The sequence below is a fragment of the Methanoculleus horonobensis genome, from assembly GCF_001602375.1.
GTDB lineage: Archaea > Halobacteriota > Methanomicrobia > Methanomicrobiales > Methanoculleaceae > Methanoculleus > Methanoculleus horonobensis.
In genome coordinates this window covers 1-16806 of sequence record NZ_BCNY01000008.1, presented here as the reverse complement: position 1 = coordinate 16806, position 16806 = coordinate 1, and the positions used below count along the sequence as shown (strand labels likewise).

15 protein-coding genes and 1 tRNA gene are annotated in these 16806 nt (G+C 53.0%); 12 read left to right on the top strand and 4 right to left on the bottom strand.

The features are described from left to right. Positions 1-536: 536 nt before the first annotated feature. The 7 genes from MCUHO_RS01240 to MCUHO_RS01210 all read left to right on the top strand — a co-directional run bounded on the left by MCUHO_RS01240 (position 537) and on the right by MCUHO_RS01210 (position 8278). Positions 537-2123: a DEAD/DEAH box helicase gene (locus MCUHO_RS01240; RefSeq protein ID WP_161485861.1), complete on the top strand. Its 1587-nt coding sequence runs from the start codon at positions 537-539 to the stop codon at positions 2121-2123. A 79-nt stretch (positions 2124-2202) separates the two neighbouring features. Next, positions 2203-4794: a DEAD/DEAH box helicase gene (locus MCUHO_RS01235; RefSeq protein ID WP_067072518.1), complete on the top strand. Its 2592-nt coding sequence runs from the start codon at positions 2203-2205 to the stop codon at positions 4792-4794. A gap of 258 nt (positions 4795-5052) precedes the next feature. Then, positions 5053-5514: a hypothetical protein gene (locus MCUHO_RS12505; RefSeq protein WP_153019972.1), complete on the top strand. Its 462-nt coding sequence runs from the start codon at positions 5053-5055 to the stop codon at positions 5512-5514. 309 nt (positions 5515-5823) lie between these two features. After that, the gene (locus MCUHO_RS01225; RefSeq protein WP_067072514.1) at positions 5824-6207 is read left to right on the top strand and encodes a hypothetical protein; all 384 of its coding nucleotides are present in this window, start codon (positions 5824-5826) and stop codon (positions 6205-6207) included. A gap of 196 nt (positions 6208-6403) precedes the next feature. Continuing rightward, positions 6404-6598, top strand: coding sequence for a hypothetical protein (locus MCUHO_RS01220; RefSeq protein WP_067072511.1), 195 nt, complete (start codon positions 6404-6406; stop codon positions 6596-6598). Positions 6599-6619: 21 nt separating this feature from the next. Continuing rightward, positions 6620-7558, top strand: coding sequence for an SDH family Clp fold serine proteinase (locus tag MCUHO_RS01215; protein WP_067072509.1), 939 nt, complete (start codon positions 6620-6622; stop codon positions 7556-7558). A 75-nt stretch (positions 7559-7633) separates the two neighbouring features. Further along, positions 7634-8278, top strand: coding sequence for a hypothetical protein (locus MCUHO_RS01210; protein WP_067072507.1), 645 nt, complete (start codon positions 7634-7636; stop codon positions 8276-8278). A 26-nt stretch (positions 8279-8304) separates the two neighbouring features. Here the strand turns inward: MCUHO_RS01210 and MCUHO_RS01205 are convergent, their stop codons facing one another. Then, complete coding sequence (locus tag MCUHO_RS01205) at positions 8305-10206, bottom strand: N-6 DNA methylase (protein ID WP_161485860.1); 1902 nt, start codon at positions 10204-10206, stop codon at positions 8305-8307. 1630 nt (positions 10207-11836) lie between these two features. Here MCUHO_RS01205 and MCUHO_RS12705 point away from each other — a divergent pair. Next, entirely contained in the window at positions 11837-11974 is a 138-nt protein-coding gene (locus MCUHO_RS12705) for a hypothetical protein (protein WP_161485859.1), read from the top strand. 420 nt (positions 11975-12394) lie between these two features. Here the strand turns inward: MCUHO_RS12705 and MCUHO_RS12890 are convergent, their stop codons facing one another. Next, the gene (locus MCUHO_RS12890) at positions 12395-13783 is read right to left on the bottom strand and encodes a lamin tail domain-containing protein (RefSeq protein ID WP_084385853.1); all 1389 of its coding nucleotides are present in this window, start codon (positions 13781-13783) and stop codon (positions 12395-12397) included. A gap of 49 nt (positions 13784-13832) precedes the next feature. Between MCUHO_RS12890 and MCUHO_RS01190 the strand changes: the two genes are divergently transcribed. Continuing rightward, positions 13833-14063 (top strand): hypothetical protein, encoded by a 231-nt coding sequence (locus tag MCUHO_RS01190; protein ID WP_161485858.1) that lies wholly within the window; start codon positions 13833-13835, stop codon positions 14061-14063. Beyond that, positions 14044-14301 carry a hypothetical protein gene (locus MCUHO_RS01185; RefSeq protein WP_067072497.1) on the top strand — a complete coding sequence of 86 codons (258 nt, stop codon included), beginning with the start codon at positions 14044-14046 and terminating at the stop codon, positions 14299-14301. The genes MCUHO_RS01190 and MCUHO_RS01185 overlap by 20 nt, the downstream gene beginning before the upstream one ends. A gap of 43 nt (positions 14302-14344) precedes the next feature. On the opposite strand, the gene MCUHO_RS01180 is transcribed toward MCUHO_RS01185, so the two are convergent. Together MCUHO_RS01180 and MCUHO_RS01175 are read right to left on the bottom strand one after the other, a co-directional pair. Further along, positions 14345-14857, bottom strand: coding sequence for a hypothetical protein (locus tag MCUHO_RS01180; RefSeq protein ID WP_153019970.1), 513 nt, complete (start codon positions 14855-14857; stop codon positions 14345-14347). A 363-nt stretch (positions 14858-15220) separates the two neighbouring features. Next, positions 15221-15292 (bottom strand) — tRNA-Thr (locus tag MCUHO_RS01175). A 272-nt stretch (positions 15293-15564) separates the two neighbouring features. Between MCUHO_RS01175 and MCUHO_RS01170 the strand changes: the two genes are divergently transcribed. Together MCUHO_RS01170 and npdG are read left to right on the top strand one after the other, a co-directional pair. Next, positions 15565-15852, top strand: coding sequence for a thioredoxin family protein (locus tag MCUHO_RS01170; protein ID WP_067072493.1), 288 nt, complete (start codon positions 15565-15567; stop codon positions 15850-15852). Then, the gene (gene npdG / locus MCUHO_RS01165) at positions 15849-16499 is read left to right on the top strand and encodes an NADPH-dependent F420 reductase (protein WP_067072491.1); all 651 of its coding nucleotides are present in this window, start codon (positions 15849-15851) and stop codon (positions 16497-16499) included. Before MCUHO_RS01170 ends, npdG begins: the two co-directional genes overlap by 4 nt. The last annotated feature ends 307 nt before the right edge of the window (positions 16500-16806 follow it).

The following is a 16806-nucleotide window of genomic DNA, read 5'->3' as shown; positions in this document are numbered from 1 at the left end:
TTAAGTAATTGAAGAAGGGATAAATAGTTGGGTATTTTAGGTACCCACATGTGTTTTTGCCTAAAACACAGTATACTGCCTTACTGGCTGTTTATAGTCGTTTCACTTCGTTTGTCCAATTGGCACCCCGGGGTTGTGAATCCTTGGGTGCCTATATGGCCTCACTGACAGGCAGGGAACTGCGGATACACGCAGCACTGCTCAGTAGATCGTTGAGGAAAAAATCTGCCGGTCTGTGTGTTGGCTAGAAGTGATGTAACCCCCTTCGATCTTCCGCTATTGTAATTAGAGAAGGGCTCATACATGGTCTTCTGTGAGCTCCGAGAGTAAGAACTATTCCCTGCATAGTGATGGCGTAAAACTCATGGTACGCTTGTTTGGGTGAGTGTGAGCGCTGCCGAACATCGCCTTGTGAGGGGCTATCAGGGAGCAAACGAATGGCTAAAATACCTTAGGACTAAGATCAGTATATTTCAGAGAGTCTTTCCTGAGAGAGTATGCCTCGCCCTCGAAGGAGAGAGCACTGGAGGTTGAGAGTGAACATTGAAGAACAAAACAGTGTATCTCGAACAGAGGCATTGAAAAAATTAAAAACACAATTTATTCAAGGCGACCTTGAAGTTGAACAATTAGCCAAAGAAGCAGTATCCGAGCCACAGAGGTTTCGCGGCATAGCAGGTTCAGGGAAGACCCACATCCTCTGCCAGAAGGCAGCGTACATGCATTGTCAGTGGCCGGACCTCCAGATCGTATATACCTTTTTCACGCGTTCTCTCTACGAATACATCGAGTATTGGGTGCGGTTTTACTGCCGGATGAATGGTGGTGATTTTGATCCGCATGACCCCAATAGCACGCTAAAGGTACTTCACGCATGGGGGAGCGCTGGCAAGATGGGCTTCTATCGAACCCTCTGTAACCATTATGATATCGACTTCTTTTCTCCCGATCAGCTCAAGGAGGATCAAAATCAGCGCTTACTCCCAAATGAAGTGTTTGCAAAGGCATGCAAAAGTTTTCTACAGTTACACGAGAGTAAAAACTTCCCTGTAGACCCCCTCTTCGATGCTATACTCATTGATGAAGGCCAAGACTTCGTTATCGACCAAGAAGACCTTCTTTATCAGGGGAAACAGCCTTTCTTCTGGATGGCATATCAATCCCTGCGCCCAGTTGACTGTGAAAACCCGAAGAAGAGGCGGTTAATTTGGGCATACGATGAATACCAGAATACCAGTAGCGTCAAGATCCCGTCATCAAAAGAGATATTTGGAGAGGATTTCACTCTTCGTAAGAGTGTTATCATGCGCAAATGCTACCGGACGCCCGCCCCTATCCTCATGGCTGCACATGCAATAGGGATGGGTCTCTATTTCCGTGAAGGCATGCTTGCCGGTCCGACCACGAAGGGCGAGTGGAACGCACTCGGTTACGATGTGCAAGGGGAGTTTAAGAGTAACCATCGAGTAACGATCTCCCGTCCAAAAGAGTATGCGGCAAATATCATTCCTGATCTCTGGGAGGGGCCTCTCGTTGATCTCCAACTCTTTGATAGGCGGGAGGAAGAATTTTCTTTCATAGCGCGCTCAATACACCGTGATCTAACCCTCTATGGGCTCTGTCCTGAAGATATTCTGGTGGTATCCCTGAACAGCAGGTCGAACAATGACGTACGCAGCATCGCAAAAGAGCTCATGGATCGTGATATTGACACATATATCTCGTCAGCTTCCGGGAAAAACAAACTTGATCTCGGTCGAAACCCGGACACATTCTCTGAGACAAACTGCGTCACGGTGTCGGGCATCAATAGGGTAAAGGGAAATGAAGGGAACATGGTCTATATCCTCGGACTTGATACCATTGCCCGAAATGATGAGAGCATTCCCTTGCGAAACAGCCTCTTCGTCGCGTTGACCCGAGCCCGGGCATGGGTGACTCTCACAGGATCGGGCCGGTATCCAATGTATGAAGAGATGCGAACTATTCTCGAACATCTCCGAGCCACAAATGAACTCACTTTCATCTACAAGAGTAAACCGAAGGTTGCGTTCGATGCCGGCCTTGAGGATGAACTGAAGAGTGTGTCATACCAGCAGATATTGGTCTATTCCGATGATTGACACCCCGCATGCGAAAACGAGGCAGATAACTCTGCATAACTCATTTTGACCATTACTGATCGTTTGAGGAAGTGAATGGATGAAGATCCGTGATACACATGAGGAGAGCGACACCTGGTACAGGTTTGGGCTGGAAAAACTCAAGGCGGGGGAAGTCGATGCAGCTCTTCGTTGCTTTGAATGTGCTCTTCAACTTGATCCAACGTTCTCCGAAGCCGTTTTGAAACGGGATGAGGTGCTACTGGAATCTGGAATGGTTTCCAAGTTACCCAAACGTTGTTATCCCTGTGAAGACCCTTCCAAGCGGATTACTGAATTGGAGAAGCCGGAGGATGCAACTGCTCCCACATCCTTCTCGTCGCCACTTAATCCACGCCTAAAAAAAGCAGAGAAGGTATTGCGGTATCTTCTGAATAATAAGCAGTTCAAAGATAAGATCGCCCACATTGAAAAGATCCCTCCACACGAGCCTCTCTATGGAGATGTATCTCCTCCACTTCCTGAACCCCTTACAGTGTACCTGCGACAGCAGAACATCCGACTTTACACCCATCAATGTGATGCAATCCAACGAATCCGTGAGGGGGAGCACATCATCCTCACGACGCCTACTGCGAGTGGGAAAACACTGGCATTCAATATCCCAATCTTTGAAATGCTACTGAAACATCCGCGCGCGACTGCCCTCTATATCTATCCTATCAAAGCGCTGGCTAATGATCAATACAAAACACTAAAGGAATTTGAACAGGCGACACGGATTGTTGTAAGTGCCAGTCGCTATGACGGGGATACGCCAGGTGATGAGCGCGGTCGTATTCGTTGTAGTTCGAAAATAATCCTGACGAACCCTTATATGCTGCACTACATGTTAGGGAGCCATGACAAATGGGCCTCCTTCTTTACGCATCTTAAGTGCATCGTCATCGATGAGGCACATACCTATCGCGGTGTTTTTGGATCGAATGTCGCCCTTATTGTCCGAAGGCTGCGCAGGATCTGTGCCCTTTACGGTGCAAAGCCACAGTTCATCCTATCGTCTGCTACCATTGCAAATCCAGAGGAGTTTGCTGAGAAGCTCATTGGTCATCCAGTTGTGCATATCAGTCGTGACGGATCACCCCGAGGTTCAAAGTTTTTTGTCCTCTATAACCCTGAAAATGAAACTGCGAAAGGAGACACGGTTACGCTGTCCACGCATAACGAGACGGCAAAAATCCTCACGGCGTGTGTCACAATGGAGGTACAAACACTATGTTTCACTCGTTCACGTCAGCTGGTTGAACTTATTGCACTGTGGACAAGAGAAGCGCTTCAAGATGACTATCCTCGTTTAGCTCTGCGAGTGAAGTCATATCGAGGGGGGTATCTTCCCGAGGATCGACTGCAAATAGAGCAGGAGATCAAGGATGGCGATCTCCTTGGGATTGTCTCAACGAACGCTCTTGAGCTTGGCATTGACATTGGGTCACTTGACTGCGTCATCCTTTCAGGCTACCCTGGCACAATGATGTCTACTTGGCAGCAGGCAGGCCGGGCGGGGAGGCGAGCAACTGAGTCTGTCGCCATCATGGTTGCCTTCAGCAATCCGCTCGAGCAGCACTTCATTCGTCACCCAGAAGACTTCTTTACGCGTCCACACGAAAATGCCGTCTTGGACCTTGAAAACAAGTATATTCGAGCGAACCATCTCCTCTGTGCTGCACAGGAGATCGCTCTTGACGTACATCATGACAATCAATTTTTTGAGGGCAATCTTGAAGAGGTGCTTGAAGAATTAAATGCACAGGGCGACCTTGCGAGTACTGAGTCTGGATGGGTTTACGCAGATGGTGAAACCCGGATCCATGGCGCTATCAAGTTGAACGCAATATCGTCGGACTCTTTCCGGCTTATGTACGGCAACCGACTGCTTGAAAGGCTCGATTTCACTCAGGCATTTCGTGAGGCCCATCCGGGCGCAGTTTTCCTTCACAATAGCCAACCCCATCTCGTTGAAGACTTTGACCTTAAGAACATGATAATTAAAATCCGGCAGGAAGACGTCGATTACTATACCAAGGCGGTTAAAGGGGTCAATCTCAGTGTGATTCATCCTGGCTCTCAGGCTCAACTCAATTCCATTGATCTTTGTACTGGTACTGTCAGGATCAGTGAGACGTACACCTGCTACCGAATCATTAGGCATGAGAAGGTTATAGGTGAAGAACCGTTAGATCTCCCGCCACTTCAGTTTGAAACTAAAGCGACTTGGTTTACAATTCCATTCTCTGTCCCAGAAATGGGTCTTACCAGTGTTGAAGAATTCGAAAAAGGCCTGCGAGGGTTGGAAAACGTGATTCCGACCGTATTACCATATTTTATCCTCTGTGATGCACATGATGTCAGCGTCCACGCTGAATACCAGGCGGCAGTAACTGGAAAGCCAACAGTGTTTATATATGACAACTATGAGGGGGGCATTGGTCTATCGGAGAAGGTTGCTGAGTTACTCTGTGAGATCCTCACGATGTCCTACCGCTTGATCAAAGACTGCCGTTGTGAAACTGGATGTCCAGCATGCATCTACACGAACAGTTACACAGACGAGAGTGAGGTTGACAAAAACGCCACTTTAGTGCTCCTTACACGATTGAATGATGCACTCAAACAGGCAGATATGATTTCGTAGATTGAGACGGCTCAAAACTGTCAGGATGGGCTTATCCATCTGTTGGGGTTTTTCTTCTTTTCTCAATACACCAGATAAGCCTGTAGTTTGAATGTCTCTTCGGGGAGAGCCTCATTTGCCACATCACTAGGCCTTAAAGGTTTCCATTAAATTATGGATATTCGCACATTAATGGAATAAAACCGACATATATATATGCCCCCTATTGACAATGCCTCATTCAGGGCCTTTAATCAGTTAATCTATGAGGTGATGTTAGTGGACGAAGATGATGTCCAGCAGATTACAGCAGATCAATGGTTTGAAATATCCCAAATGGGTTATCTTAGTTCGGGACACAAGCAATTTGCATATGGTTTTGGCAAGCGTAAAAGAAACGGAAATGATTTAAGTGAAAGACAAATCCCCGTCGCTAAAGACATTTGGGCAATTTACTGTCGAGAATCCGGTAATGACGACTCTGATGACGATGTTCCAAATGATAAAACAGGCGAGGGATTTTGCATTCGGTGTGGAACTCAGATACCCTTTAACTATTTCAGGCCACTCTGCTCCAGTTGTCACCGCAGTCACCCAGGGGGTTCAAATGATCCAGAAAAATATTGTCATTTTGGTGGTGAAAAGTGGCCAGAATCATGCAGATCAGACTGGCCAATAACTGTTAGGAAACCAATCTGCAGTGAAGATTATAAAATACTTAAAAACATAGGGCGGCTCTAAAGCGATCTAGGATAAAACATCAAATGAGGAATATATCCATATTTTATAATGTAATCTGGGACTGAGGGTTCAAAATCAGCCACAGTTTTCAAATTGTCCATTACGATTCCAGTGGGTCAAAAGGAAATAACCTTAAATAAACCGCTTGTTGCATAAAGAGGATTTTAACACTAAATCTCCCAGATATGTGTATCAAAAATTTATGGAACATTATATCGCATTAATACTTCCTTTTACTCAAATTGACTTATCCAGATAAGAAAACATACCATTATCTAGTGCGAAGGAGTTAATCTCATTCGTGATATAATGGCAAAAGCAATAGTGAGGATCTGGACGCCGGTCTATCGCGAGGAAACATATGAATTCGAAATATATGACAATTCTGCAGAACTTGATAGTATCCTCGAAATGTGGGATACATGTGATATTGAAGAGCTTGAGGCAAGGCTCTCCAAATTTAATAATCTGAACCTAATTAATACTACAATTAAAGAAGTTAGCGATATTGACGAGGACGATGAAGAAATTAGAAAGCAATTCAGTAAGATCTTCATTTTGCCGGAAACTGAGGATGAGTACCGAACGTTTACGTTTACAGGAGAAGATGATATTGATTACCCTATTGACGAGGAGTATTATGATAACCTAGCAATCGTCCTGAAGCCAATAGGAAGAAGGGATCACGAATAATTTAGTTTCAAATTTACTCACCTTTTTGACAGATGTTCTCAAGTTAAGATCGGATCCCCATCCCCAAGGGTACAGGGCATCCCTCCTCTTCGCATACTCTGCACCCATTTCCATAAACCCACTTACACATCACCCCCATAAGCCGCCGGCACTGACGATATCCACGCCCCACCCGGGGCAGGAGTTAAAGAAACCGATGAAAATCGTCGACAGAGAAGGGTGCAGCCGGATCGCAGAGAACTGTCGGAACATAACCACAGGGAGCATCAGGTACCCCACATCGCCCCTCCGCTCATCGGCAGAGATTGCCGAAACCTACGACCGGGCTCTCACCGGACAGTCCCGCGGGGCGGCAAAGGTTGCACGGAATATCGAGGAGTTCTTCAGGTAACAGGGGGGCGGAGGAGACTTGATGACCGAACAGCCTGTGACCGGCACAAAGGGGAGATGTACGGGGAGCGTTCTGCAGATGATGGGGCTGCTCTCCACCGATGGCGGGGAAGACACGGCCTCGCTGAGAGAGTCGAGCAGAACGGCATGGAGGGAACGGGAGCGACAGAAAGCCGACAGAATCGCCGAGAAACTGGATGCGGAGATCCAGGATACACTGCAGGCCCTGAAGACCCTTTCCGGCGGCCAGACGTACTATGTCCTCTATACAAAAGTGCTCGACACGAGAACAGTCGACGATGTCTACGACGAACTCCGGGCGATCGGGGATGACTGCGACGGCCGATTCAACGTGATCCTCTTCTCCAGCGGAGGGTACAGCGAGGCAGCGTTCAACCTCGCCTGCCTCTTCCGGTCAATCGGCCACGAATCGCTCAATGTCATCGTTCCCCGGTGGGCGAAGAGCGCTGCAATGCTCATTGCCTGCGCTGCCGACACGATCTCCATGACACCGGTGGCCGAACTCGGCCCGCTGGATCCGCAGATTCTGGACAACCCATTTGCGGATGATGGCAAGCGGCTCTCGTGTCTCAACATCATCGAGACGTTCCAGCTGATCCGGAGCGAGTTCCAGTATGGTGACGAGCATCTTGCCGAAGGCCTGCTAGAGCGCCTTCACTTCCCCCTGAGCCTGGGAAGAATCATCGCCGCCCCGAAGATTTCTAAAGAGTACCTGGTTCGCACCTTACGGATGCAGAAGGCAGAGCGTACTCCCGAGGAGGTGAATGCGATTGCGGAGAAACTGGTCTACGGGTATATAGACCATGGGTTCTGCATTCACTACAATGAAGCACGCGAGCTCGGCCTGCCCGTCAAACTGCTCGAGGGGGAGATGCATGACCTCGTCTGGAAGATCCATCGCCTCTCGGTGATGAAGAAGGACCTGTCTGAACGGGAGTGAGCAGATGAAACATACGCATACGCAGATCCCGGCCCGGGCCTATGCACAGGCGGACTCCCTCATCGGAGGTACCGTATGAGGCTGATCAATTCCTCAGTAACCCGGTGGAGGTTCAGGACATTCCCCTCTCTGGCGCAGATGGTGCAGTACTGCACTGAGCAGCAGGAAGCGGAGGAGATCCATCAGTATACCAAGCAGTACACTGAGGTTACGGGCATCCTCACCGTGACCGAAGCGGGGCCGGTGCTCCGCAGTCACCTAGGGGAGGCACCAGGGGCCTGCCACGAATACTTCGTCGTCCCGTACGCCCCCGAACCGGAGATCGAACTTCTCGATTCCCCCGGGATCACGCTTGTGGATGCAGAGGGTGCTCTGCGGCAGAGAATGGATGAACTGGAGATATTCTGCGAGGCAAAGGCCGTCATGGCGCTCTACATGCGTGACGCGGAGGGTGTACTGGTGTTCCTCGGTGTCTTTGCACAGAGCACCTGGGAGGAGTCATACCTGCCGCCACATAACGTTGCACTCAACGCGCTTGTCCCGGGTGCGCTCGTCATGTCATTTCTCCAGGCAGCCAGCGAACCCACCGGCTCTGCCTCAACCCTTCAGGCCGCCATGTGGCGGGTCGTCCGGGAGACACGGGTCTGTAGCGGGATAGATGCCGGCAGAGGATGCAACTCCTCTCCAGCTGGACGTAGAGCCCGGCCAGACGAGGCCTGACGCACCCTCTTTTTTAGAGAGCCAGCCTACTCGCTCTCACGGTTTGCCGCCGTCAGAAGTCCGGCGATGAACGACTGCATGCCCGGGTTATTCGCCAGGGTCTTCCGGATCTCTGCCTGCCGCGAGTGCGGCGGGACGACGATCGCCAGGTCAAGAACCTCCTCTAAGAGAGAATCTCTGTCGTTGCTCCGGAAGTGCCGGGTGTCTTTGAGAATCCTGAGCAGGCTGAGAAGATAAGGAGCCAGCACCCTCCGGGGATCGGGCCTGAGCCGCAGAAGTTCGCGGTGGGGGTAGATGGTGGTGGGGATCCCTTCATACATCGCGATCTTTGTGGGCACGGCACCCCAGAATGATATCAGAACATCACCCTTTTCGAGGCGTGCCCCGTCGGGCGTGGCGGGGTCGATGGTTTCCCGGGATATGGAGGAAGAGAGGATCTCCCCGTCGGGATCGATATCCCGTGCACGAACCACCCGCACCCGTTGCCCGGTCACCGAACCGCTACTGATGCCCCATGCAGCGTCCAGGACGAGGTTCCGGAGCATTGCACATTCATAGTCCAGACCATCCTCGGCAGGAACGTAGCGTTCCGGATCAAGCGAACTCCCGTTGGCACGGATCTCATCGTGCGCCACCCGTCGGCTGAAATGTTCCCCCTCGACGGATCGTTCATATACCAACAGGATCTCGTCGATGGCGTTCTCCGTCAACTTCTGCAGCGGTGATCCGTCAACCCGGTTCTCATGCAGTGCCTGTGCATTGATGAAGAGGATTGTTCCCGGTTCGGGAGGATCAGCCTGCAGCCGCTGTCCCTTTCGCAGGAGGAGGATGGCGCACTGATCATTGCAGGTCTGGAACTGCGTCTTTGTATAGATCTGCTCTGGAAGGAGAACAGCGCATTCAATAAGGTTCTCCTCGATGAGCGCAGATCGAATCCTCTCGTCCTCGCCCTCGCGGTTCAGTGCGGACCGGTCGACGACCACACCCACTCGCCCCCCGTCTCCTGCCATCGAGACGGCAACCTGCACAAACGCCCAGTCAGCACTTCTCCCCGACGGAACACCCCATGGGAACCGCCTCCACCAGGCATCCGTCTTCTTCAGTCGTTCCTTCCCGTAACCGCCAAGATCCCACGGCGGTGTCGAGATGACACAGTCAAACGCCGTCTCTTGAAGGTCGGTTAATCTCCTGAATGGTGCGGTGAGCAGAGTATTCCCGGTCGTCACGCCTACGGTGGCGTCCGGGGTGCTGCAGAGGACCCGACAGCAGGCATACAGCCTGTACCATAGCGATCTTCCCGGCGGGAGTTCCGGGTCACTGGCAAAGATCTGCCCGTAAAACAGCGATGCTGCCGGATCTTCCCCCTCCAGCTCCTCCACATGCTGGTAAGCCCGGAGCAGCGGAATAAAGTCACACCCCGCAGGATCACAGACATTCTCCCCGGGCCGGGGATTGACCAGCCGGACGAGAAGATCCAGGACTTCAGGAGGGGCATGCGGCAGGGCATCCCGGATGATGGGGTAGCAGGTAGCATAGAGATGCAGGAACAGGTCAACATCGAAGTATTCATCCAGATCATATCTCCCGGTTGAGAGAAACAGATCCATGAAGGCGGGGAGATCATCTTCCAGAAATGAATCCGGAGCAAACTCTGGCCCGGCCCGGCTGGCAAGCCGCTGACGCATCCGGGAACTGAACGCCTGGAGTTCCTCACGGTTCCAGGCAGACCGGAACCCGGTGAGCAGCCTCTCCTCTGTCGCAACCTCGATCAGTTCCTCCAGCGGATCGGATCCTCCCTCCAGGAGATCATCAGCGGTGATATCCACCTCGTAGCCGGAACCCTCGACGAGGTTCATGATCTTCCCGAGGGTCAGAAGGAAGAAGAAGTCGTGAAGGTCCTCGAGTGTCCTGACCCGGAATGCAGCCATCAGGTCAAAGATCTCGGCCTGATGGGTGAGAGCATCAATGAACTCATCGAAGTTATCAAGAAGGTCGCTGGCGGGTGTTCGGCCTGTGGATGCAGGCGGCCTGATGCGCCGGCATCTAGGGCCGCCCGGGAGTGATACTTCGTAGTTGAGAGACTCCGCTGCCGGAAGGAACCGATAACGGACTCGCCGTCTGTCTTCAGGATCCTTCTCTTTCTCAATCAGCCCCGCCCGGTTCATTTCAGAGAAGAAGACCCTCACGGTCCGTTCATCCTCTCCTCCCAGTTCTCGGGCTGCATCCTTTGTTGTGAACTGTGAATTCCTGAACGTCCCGTAGAGGCGCTCATACCGTTCTTTTATCCAGGGGCTATCCAGGGGGTTGCCGGGCACGACTTTCCAACTCACTCTTTTTGTCTACCTGGTTTTCCTGCGTCTAATATGCGTATTTTGTATAAGTAGACTTATACTTATAGACTCTACAACCCCTCGGTGACGATATCCAAAAGGGGGAGGGTCCCACAGCGTGGGGCGAGGTTGAGATGTGATGGTCAAGAGGGGGTCGGGTCACCCGCTGGAGGGGTTGCAGGACAACCCGTGGGCAGGGAGTGCGCAGTAACGGTTTGTTACTTGAGCACAGAACCATAGGGCCAGGCGGCGCAGAGGGCATCCGTGGTGATGGGCTGGCCCCCTCAGAGTTAGGATGGGAGCACCATTAATTCTCAGACCTCCCCCTCTTTGGATGCTGGGGGGTCAACCAATGAGGGAATATATGCTGCCTCTGGAGGATGATTGCTAGAAAATCTGCACATGCATCTTTTTCCCTACCTGTCACGATAGGCATTATGACAGGCAACTACCCCACTTGCTCCGATCTCCACACCCCGGATCCCCCCTCGGGGGTTTCCATTCTGTTCACCTCCCTGTCATCTTATCATAGCATGACAACCACAGACATTGTTTATCGGATCATGCTTCGATCACTATCTAATGCTTCCAGATCCGATTATCAAACAGGAGACCAGGGTCCTTTACCCATCTGAGTACAGAGCAATCCGTTCGTATCTCTCGTTTAAAGATCAACTGCGCCTTGATGGTCTTTTATATACTGGGATGCGAGGAGTCGAATTTGATAGGTTCTTGGATCACCCTAGTTGGTACAAACCGAGCCGAAGGGCCATTGATCTCCCTAGGGGAAGCGTATTGAAAAGGCGCGTGAAACAGGCTGAGAGGACGGTGCTCCTGAGCACCGCGGGGGTTCAAGCCGTTGAGACTTTACTCGCGTACCGCCGGCAGAACCCCGAAGACCTGCGGCCGATAAGCCGCCAGGCCTGGACCGAGACTCTCGCCCGGGCGGCGGGGAGGGCGGTCGCAGAGGGGCAGCTCGCAAACTGTGATGGAATAGCCCCGAAAATGACGAGGAAGACGTGGGCATCTTGGTTGATAGCGAGCCATTCGCACCGGGAGGGGTCAATCAGCCTCTCCCTTGGACATGACATCAAGACGATGCTTAGGCATTATGCGGGTCTCGGATGGCCCGCGGAAGCCCGGCAAGAGATCAAACAATTTACGGCAGGGTGGGGAGGGGAGTGAGGGGGGCGGAACAATTTTGCCCTTCCCACCCCACTATAAAAGTATGCCATCTGAGAGGAAGGGGGAAAAGACCCCTCCGGACCTCAACCCGAAGTTAAAGGGGATCCTAGATCGGATCCTCGACGAGGATCGAGAGGTGTTTGAGGCGCTCGCCCGGGTTCGCGAGGAAGAGCCGGAGTAGTGGGAGCACCTTTTGCAGAAGTTCGCTCCGCGCGCGACGGCGTAATCCCCCTCCTCTTAAACTACGCTCTTTTTCATCCAGGAGGTCGAAATGCCTCCTATGGTCGATTTAGCTACCTAGCGAACCCTGCCCTACCCGGGCGAGCGAGTGCTCAGGTTTTTCATCGGTGCCGTGGTGGTCTGGCTGGCTACGTGGATGTACCCTCACCCGCTCGGCCTGGCGGTCTACTGCGTGCTGACGACCGGCGTGTTCGTGGCGTCTGTGCTGCAGGTGTGGGTGCTGCTGCGGTTCGCCCGGGAGTGCGCACGGGCGACCGCGGCCTTCGCACTGGCCCAGGCCCGGGCGATCTACTCTGGGGCCCCCACACGCTGGCCTTCAGCAGCACCTCGGAGGATTGACGGCAGTTCAGGCGAGGTCTTCTCATTTACTCATCGAATCGACCAATTTTCCGCTCGCATCGTAGAGGGATGCCGTGTCTCCATCATTGTTCCAGATCGAGCTGCCGCTCCCCCAATAGAGCTCCGTGGCAGAGTTCGTTCCGTCGCCGGTGTGCAACGTCACCGTGGCCCCAGGCGCCAGCGTGAACGATGAGAAGGTATACGTGTGTTTTGCCCCATCGTCCTGAACCTTCCAGCCGGTCATCGAGACCGATGTCGAGCCGCCGTTCGAGATCTTCACCCACTCGTCCGACAGCGAGAGCCCAGTGACGGAGACCCCCGAAGCGCTGCTCGGTTCTGGCGTAGGTGTGGGGGTCTTCGTGGTCGGCTGCGGCGTGGGCGTCTTCGTCGGAGCGACGGTCGTCGGGGTCGGGGTCGGGGTCTCTGTAATGATCACCGGCCCCGGTCCGCCTCCGGTGCTGAAGACGGCATATACCGGATAGTGGTCGGAGACGGCCTTCGTCTCCTCGAGGGTCAGGCCGTAGACGGTATCAAACCGGTACACGCCAGCGTCCCCGGTGAAGTACTGCCCGGTATCGTCGGTGATGACGATCCGGTCGTACGTGCAGTCCGTCGCGGAGGTCGTAGTGTCCACGCCGTTGCCGATGAGCCAGGTAAACCCGCTGTTCTTCAGGGTGCACGGGCCGTCCTCGTTGAAGTACGACCCGTCGGCGTTGAAGTCGCCCATGACGACGATCTGCTGCTCGCCGGGATACTTGGCACTCATGTAGGCGATCACATCGCTCAGGGCGTTGATCTCGTCGGTGGCCTCGTCCGGATCCGTGTGGATCACGGCAAGGACCGCATCGAAGTCGCCGGCATCCATCACCACCAGGTAAGGCTCACGGTGGAAGGGATCCGTGCCGGTCGGCTCCGGGTAGGTGTGGGCGTCGGAGAGGGAGATCGTCCGGGTATCGTATATGTAGGCGTACTGCTCCTTTGAGGAGGTTCGACCGAGCCGCTCCCCGACCACGTAAGCGTACTGCGATCCGTCGGCGTTCGCGGCGTCGACCAAGGCGGGAAGTGCGGTGCCGGAACTGTCGCGGATCTCCTGAATGGCGACGACGTCATAGGTCCGGATGACCTTGGCGAGGACGTCCATTACTTCGGGCTTCGAGGCTTTCGACGTGCCGAATACCTGGATGTTGAATGCACCGATCCGAATGGTGTCTCCTGATGATCCTGGTGCTATGGTAGGGGTGGGTTGCTCGAAGGTCGGCGTTGGGCTGGCCGTTGTCGGTACGGTGGTAGGTGCGGCAGCTTCAATGGTCACCCTCTCTAAAACATCGTTACAACCAGCAGAAAGACAGAAGGCCAGCAGTAGCGTGATACAAATAACTGAGACCAAATAGACGGGAGCCTTTTTAACCATACATGTTTATATAGCCCTATCTTGAATAATGGTTTCTGAGGACATCTTCATGAGTGAACAAAAGAACTGGCGAGACCTTCTCTATCCTGCAGAGTGGGGCTTCCGGTTCTTTATCACCGCTGCATTGGTCTGGCTTATCGGACGGGAGTGGCACGAACCGATTGCCATGGCAATCTTCTACGCTCTGTTGGCTGTAACTTTTATGACACTGATAATGCAGGCGCAGGAACTGGTGCGGTTTATTCGGGCAGGAAGAGAGAATGTCGGCACGCATCAGTGACGAAGAGCGGGAACAGGCCATTCAATATCTCATCGAGAATATCCCCGAAGGAGCGTTGATGCGCATCTTCGAGGATATCTACAAAGACCCCGACTTGCTGATGCTACAGCATTTCGGGATCGGCATGCAGGTCCGCAACCTCCTGCGTGCCGGCGGATTCGCATGGTCGGACACCGTGCTCGACCGTGAATGGGAGCCGATCACGCTTGAGACTGCGCGACGGGCGTATAAATTTTGATTTCAACGGTTTCTGTGGAAAAACGGTGGGGATGGAACCCCATCTAATGGGATGCTGCTCGCTTTCCAAGGGCATTACGAAGTGCGTAGAACGTGGCCAGCGTACCGTGCGCACCGAGGTTTATATAATAACGTCGGAGGTCGTCGACACTGCCTTGAAACGATTCGATGCCCTCGATCTGGAGATTTTTTCCCAGTGCCACAAGTTCTTCGTATCCCAAGTCCATGATTATTGAAATGCACACGCGGTAGCGCGGTTTGAAACCAACCTCAGGCACGATATGAAGCATTCTTGCTATCTTTGAGGGCCTCTCGTTGGCATCCCACAACGCATTACATGCTTCTTGGAGAGCATTGATGCGCTCTTTTTCATCGGCAGATACTTGGGCAAAGGCCAAAGTATTCAGCGATTCCAGTACAATACTAGTGATATTGTCTCGCTCACGCCAACTGAGCTTCGACCAATACTTATCCAAGTCCCGGATTTCGGCTTCGTCACGCCCAATCCAAGCATTGTTTGATGGTTTTTTAGGTTTACTTTTCATGATTTCATACATTTCTTTATATAGTGCTCAAAGCGCAAAGGATAACCATTATATGGTCATGCGTAAAAAATGGCAATTGCAACATTACCTTTTCCGCTGCCGTTCTTGGGTCGGGGGTCCTTTGCCATCCCACACCGACGGCCGCCTTTTAAACAGTACGGGTGAATAGATTTCAGCATCGCCATTTAAATACTTTCTCCACCTCCGTGTCCTGTTTCCGCTACGTATAGAACATGTCTGTGCAAGATCTCCATTCCAGGGAACTTTCCAACTATGCGGTGATGTGGATTAGTACCGAGGGATGCTGAGATAAAGTCGTTTCCAGGACAGAATACGAGGAGCCATGGTAGTATCGGTCGGACTGAAAGAACAGAGAGCCTCGGGTGGGAATCGAACCCGCGAACTCTTCCTTACCAAGGAAGCGCGATACCACTATGCCACCGAGGCGCCGCACGCAGGGACCAGGCGGGTCTGACGCAGCCCTTACCAAGGACGCGCGTGGCCAACTGTGTTTGATAGAAGGAATTCTAACCCGTCTAGGGCAGTCCTGAGATGTAACCTTCAGGGCGAGGTTACTTTTATCTCCTGTTGGGACACACTCAAAGTAAGGCCCAAGGACCTCTTTTGCCCGAATATAATAGCAAAAACGCTCTGTCAGCTGAAGAACAACAACCTTTATTGCCCCGTTCACACACAATGTTTGAACGGGGTACAGCCTTATGGGAAAACCGGTTTTAATGGACTTTTTCGCCGAGTGGTGCGGTCCGTGCCACCAGCAGACACCGATCATCGATGAGCTCAAAGCAAAGATGGGAGATCAAGTCGAGATCAAAAAGATCGACGTCGGTGTCGATTCCGAACAGACACGGCAGTATGCCGCCAAATACGATATCCAGTTCGTACCTACGCTCGTTATCGAGCAAGACGGGAATCTCGTTCGGAAACTGGTGGGCGTTCAGGATCTCGGCACACTCGAAAGCATCTTAAAACCGCTGGTGGAGCAGTGAAGATCGGGATCGTTGGAGGAACCGGTGACATCGGGGAGGGCATGGCACTCCGGCTCTCGCCGAAGTACGACGTGATCGTGGGATCGCGTGAGGAGATAAAGGCCGTCGCGACCTGCGAGACCTGCCGGGAGACCCTGCAGGTGCAGGGGATGGAGTGCAGCCTCGCGGGCGTCTCCAACCAGCGTGCGGTCGATGAGGCGGATATCGTCGTCCTTGCGATACCTTTCAAGCACGTGACTCCCACCCTGAACACCCTGACCGGGTTCGAGGGAAAGATCGTCGTCAGCCCCGTCAACCCGATCGAGCGTACGAACTACTTCTACTACGCTCCTCCGCCGGAAGGCTCGGCGGCGATGATGATCGAGGGGATGCTCCCCGAGAGCGCGACCGTCTGCGCCGCGTTCAACAACATCGCCGCGAACAAGTGGAAGATGCTCGACGAGGAACTTGACTATTCGGTTGCCGTCTGCTGCGACGACGACGGTGCGAAGCAGAAGGTCATGGAGATCGTCAACAACATCTCGAGCCTCCGCGCCTATGACGGGGGACCGCTTGCGGCCGCATCCATCGTCGAGAGCGTGACGCCCCTCCTCCTCAACATCGCCCGGTTCAATAAGATGCGGGACGTCGGCGTGAAATTCGTATAATTTTTTTTCTTTTGTGCGGGAGGGGTGAGGGAGCCGGACTTCCGCGGAGTTCTGGTTAGATCTAGGACGTTGAACTTATCGCACCCTCTGGCACGGCTTTCCAGTGGAATGCGCACCTATGGTGCTCATGCTCCTGCCCTTCGGCCAGTCGCATATCGCGATTGGGGGTGGGGCTGACGGGGAGGACGACGTTCCGGAGAACGACTGTCCGCAGGACAGGAGTTCGAGAAGCCGTCAGGCTTCGAGGAACGGAGTTCGACCACCGTCAGGTGGGGAGGGGGGATGCTCCCCCCTCCCCTGTCCCCTC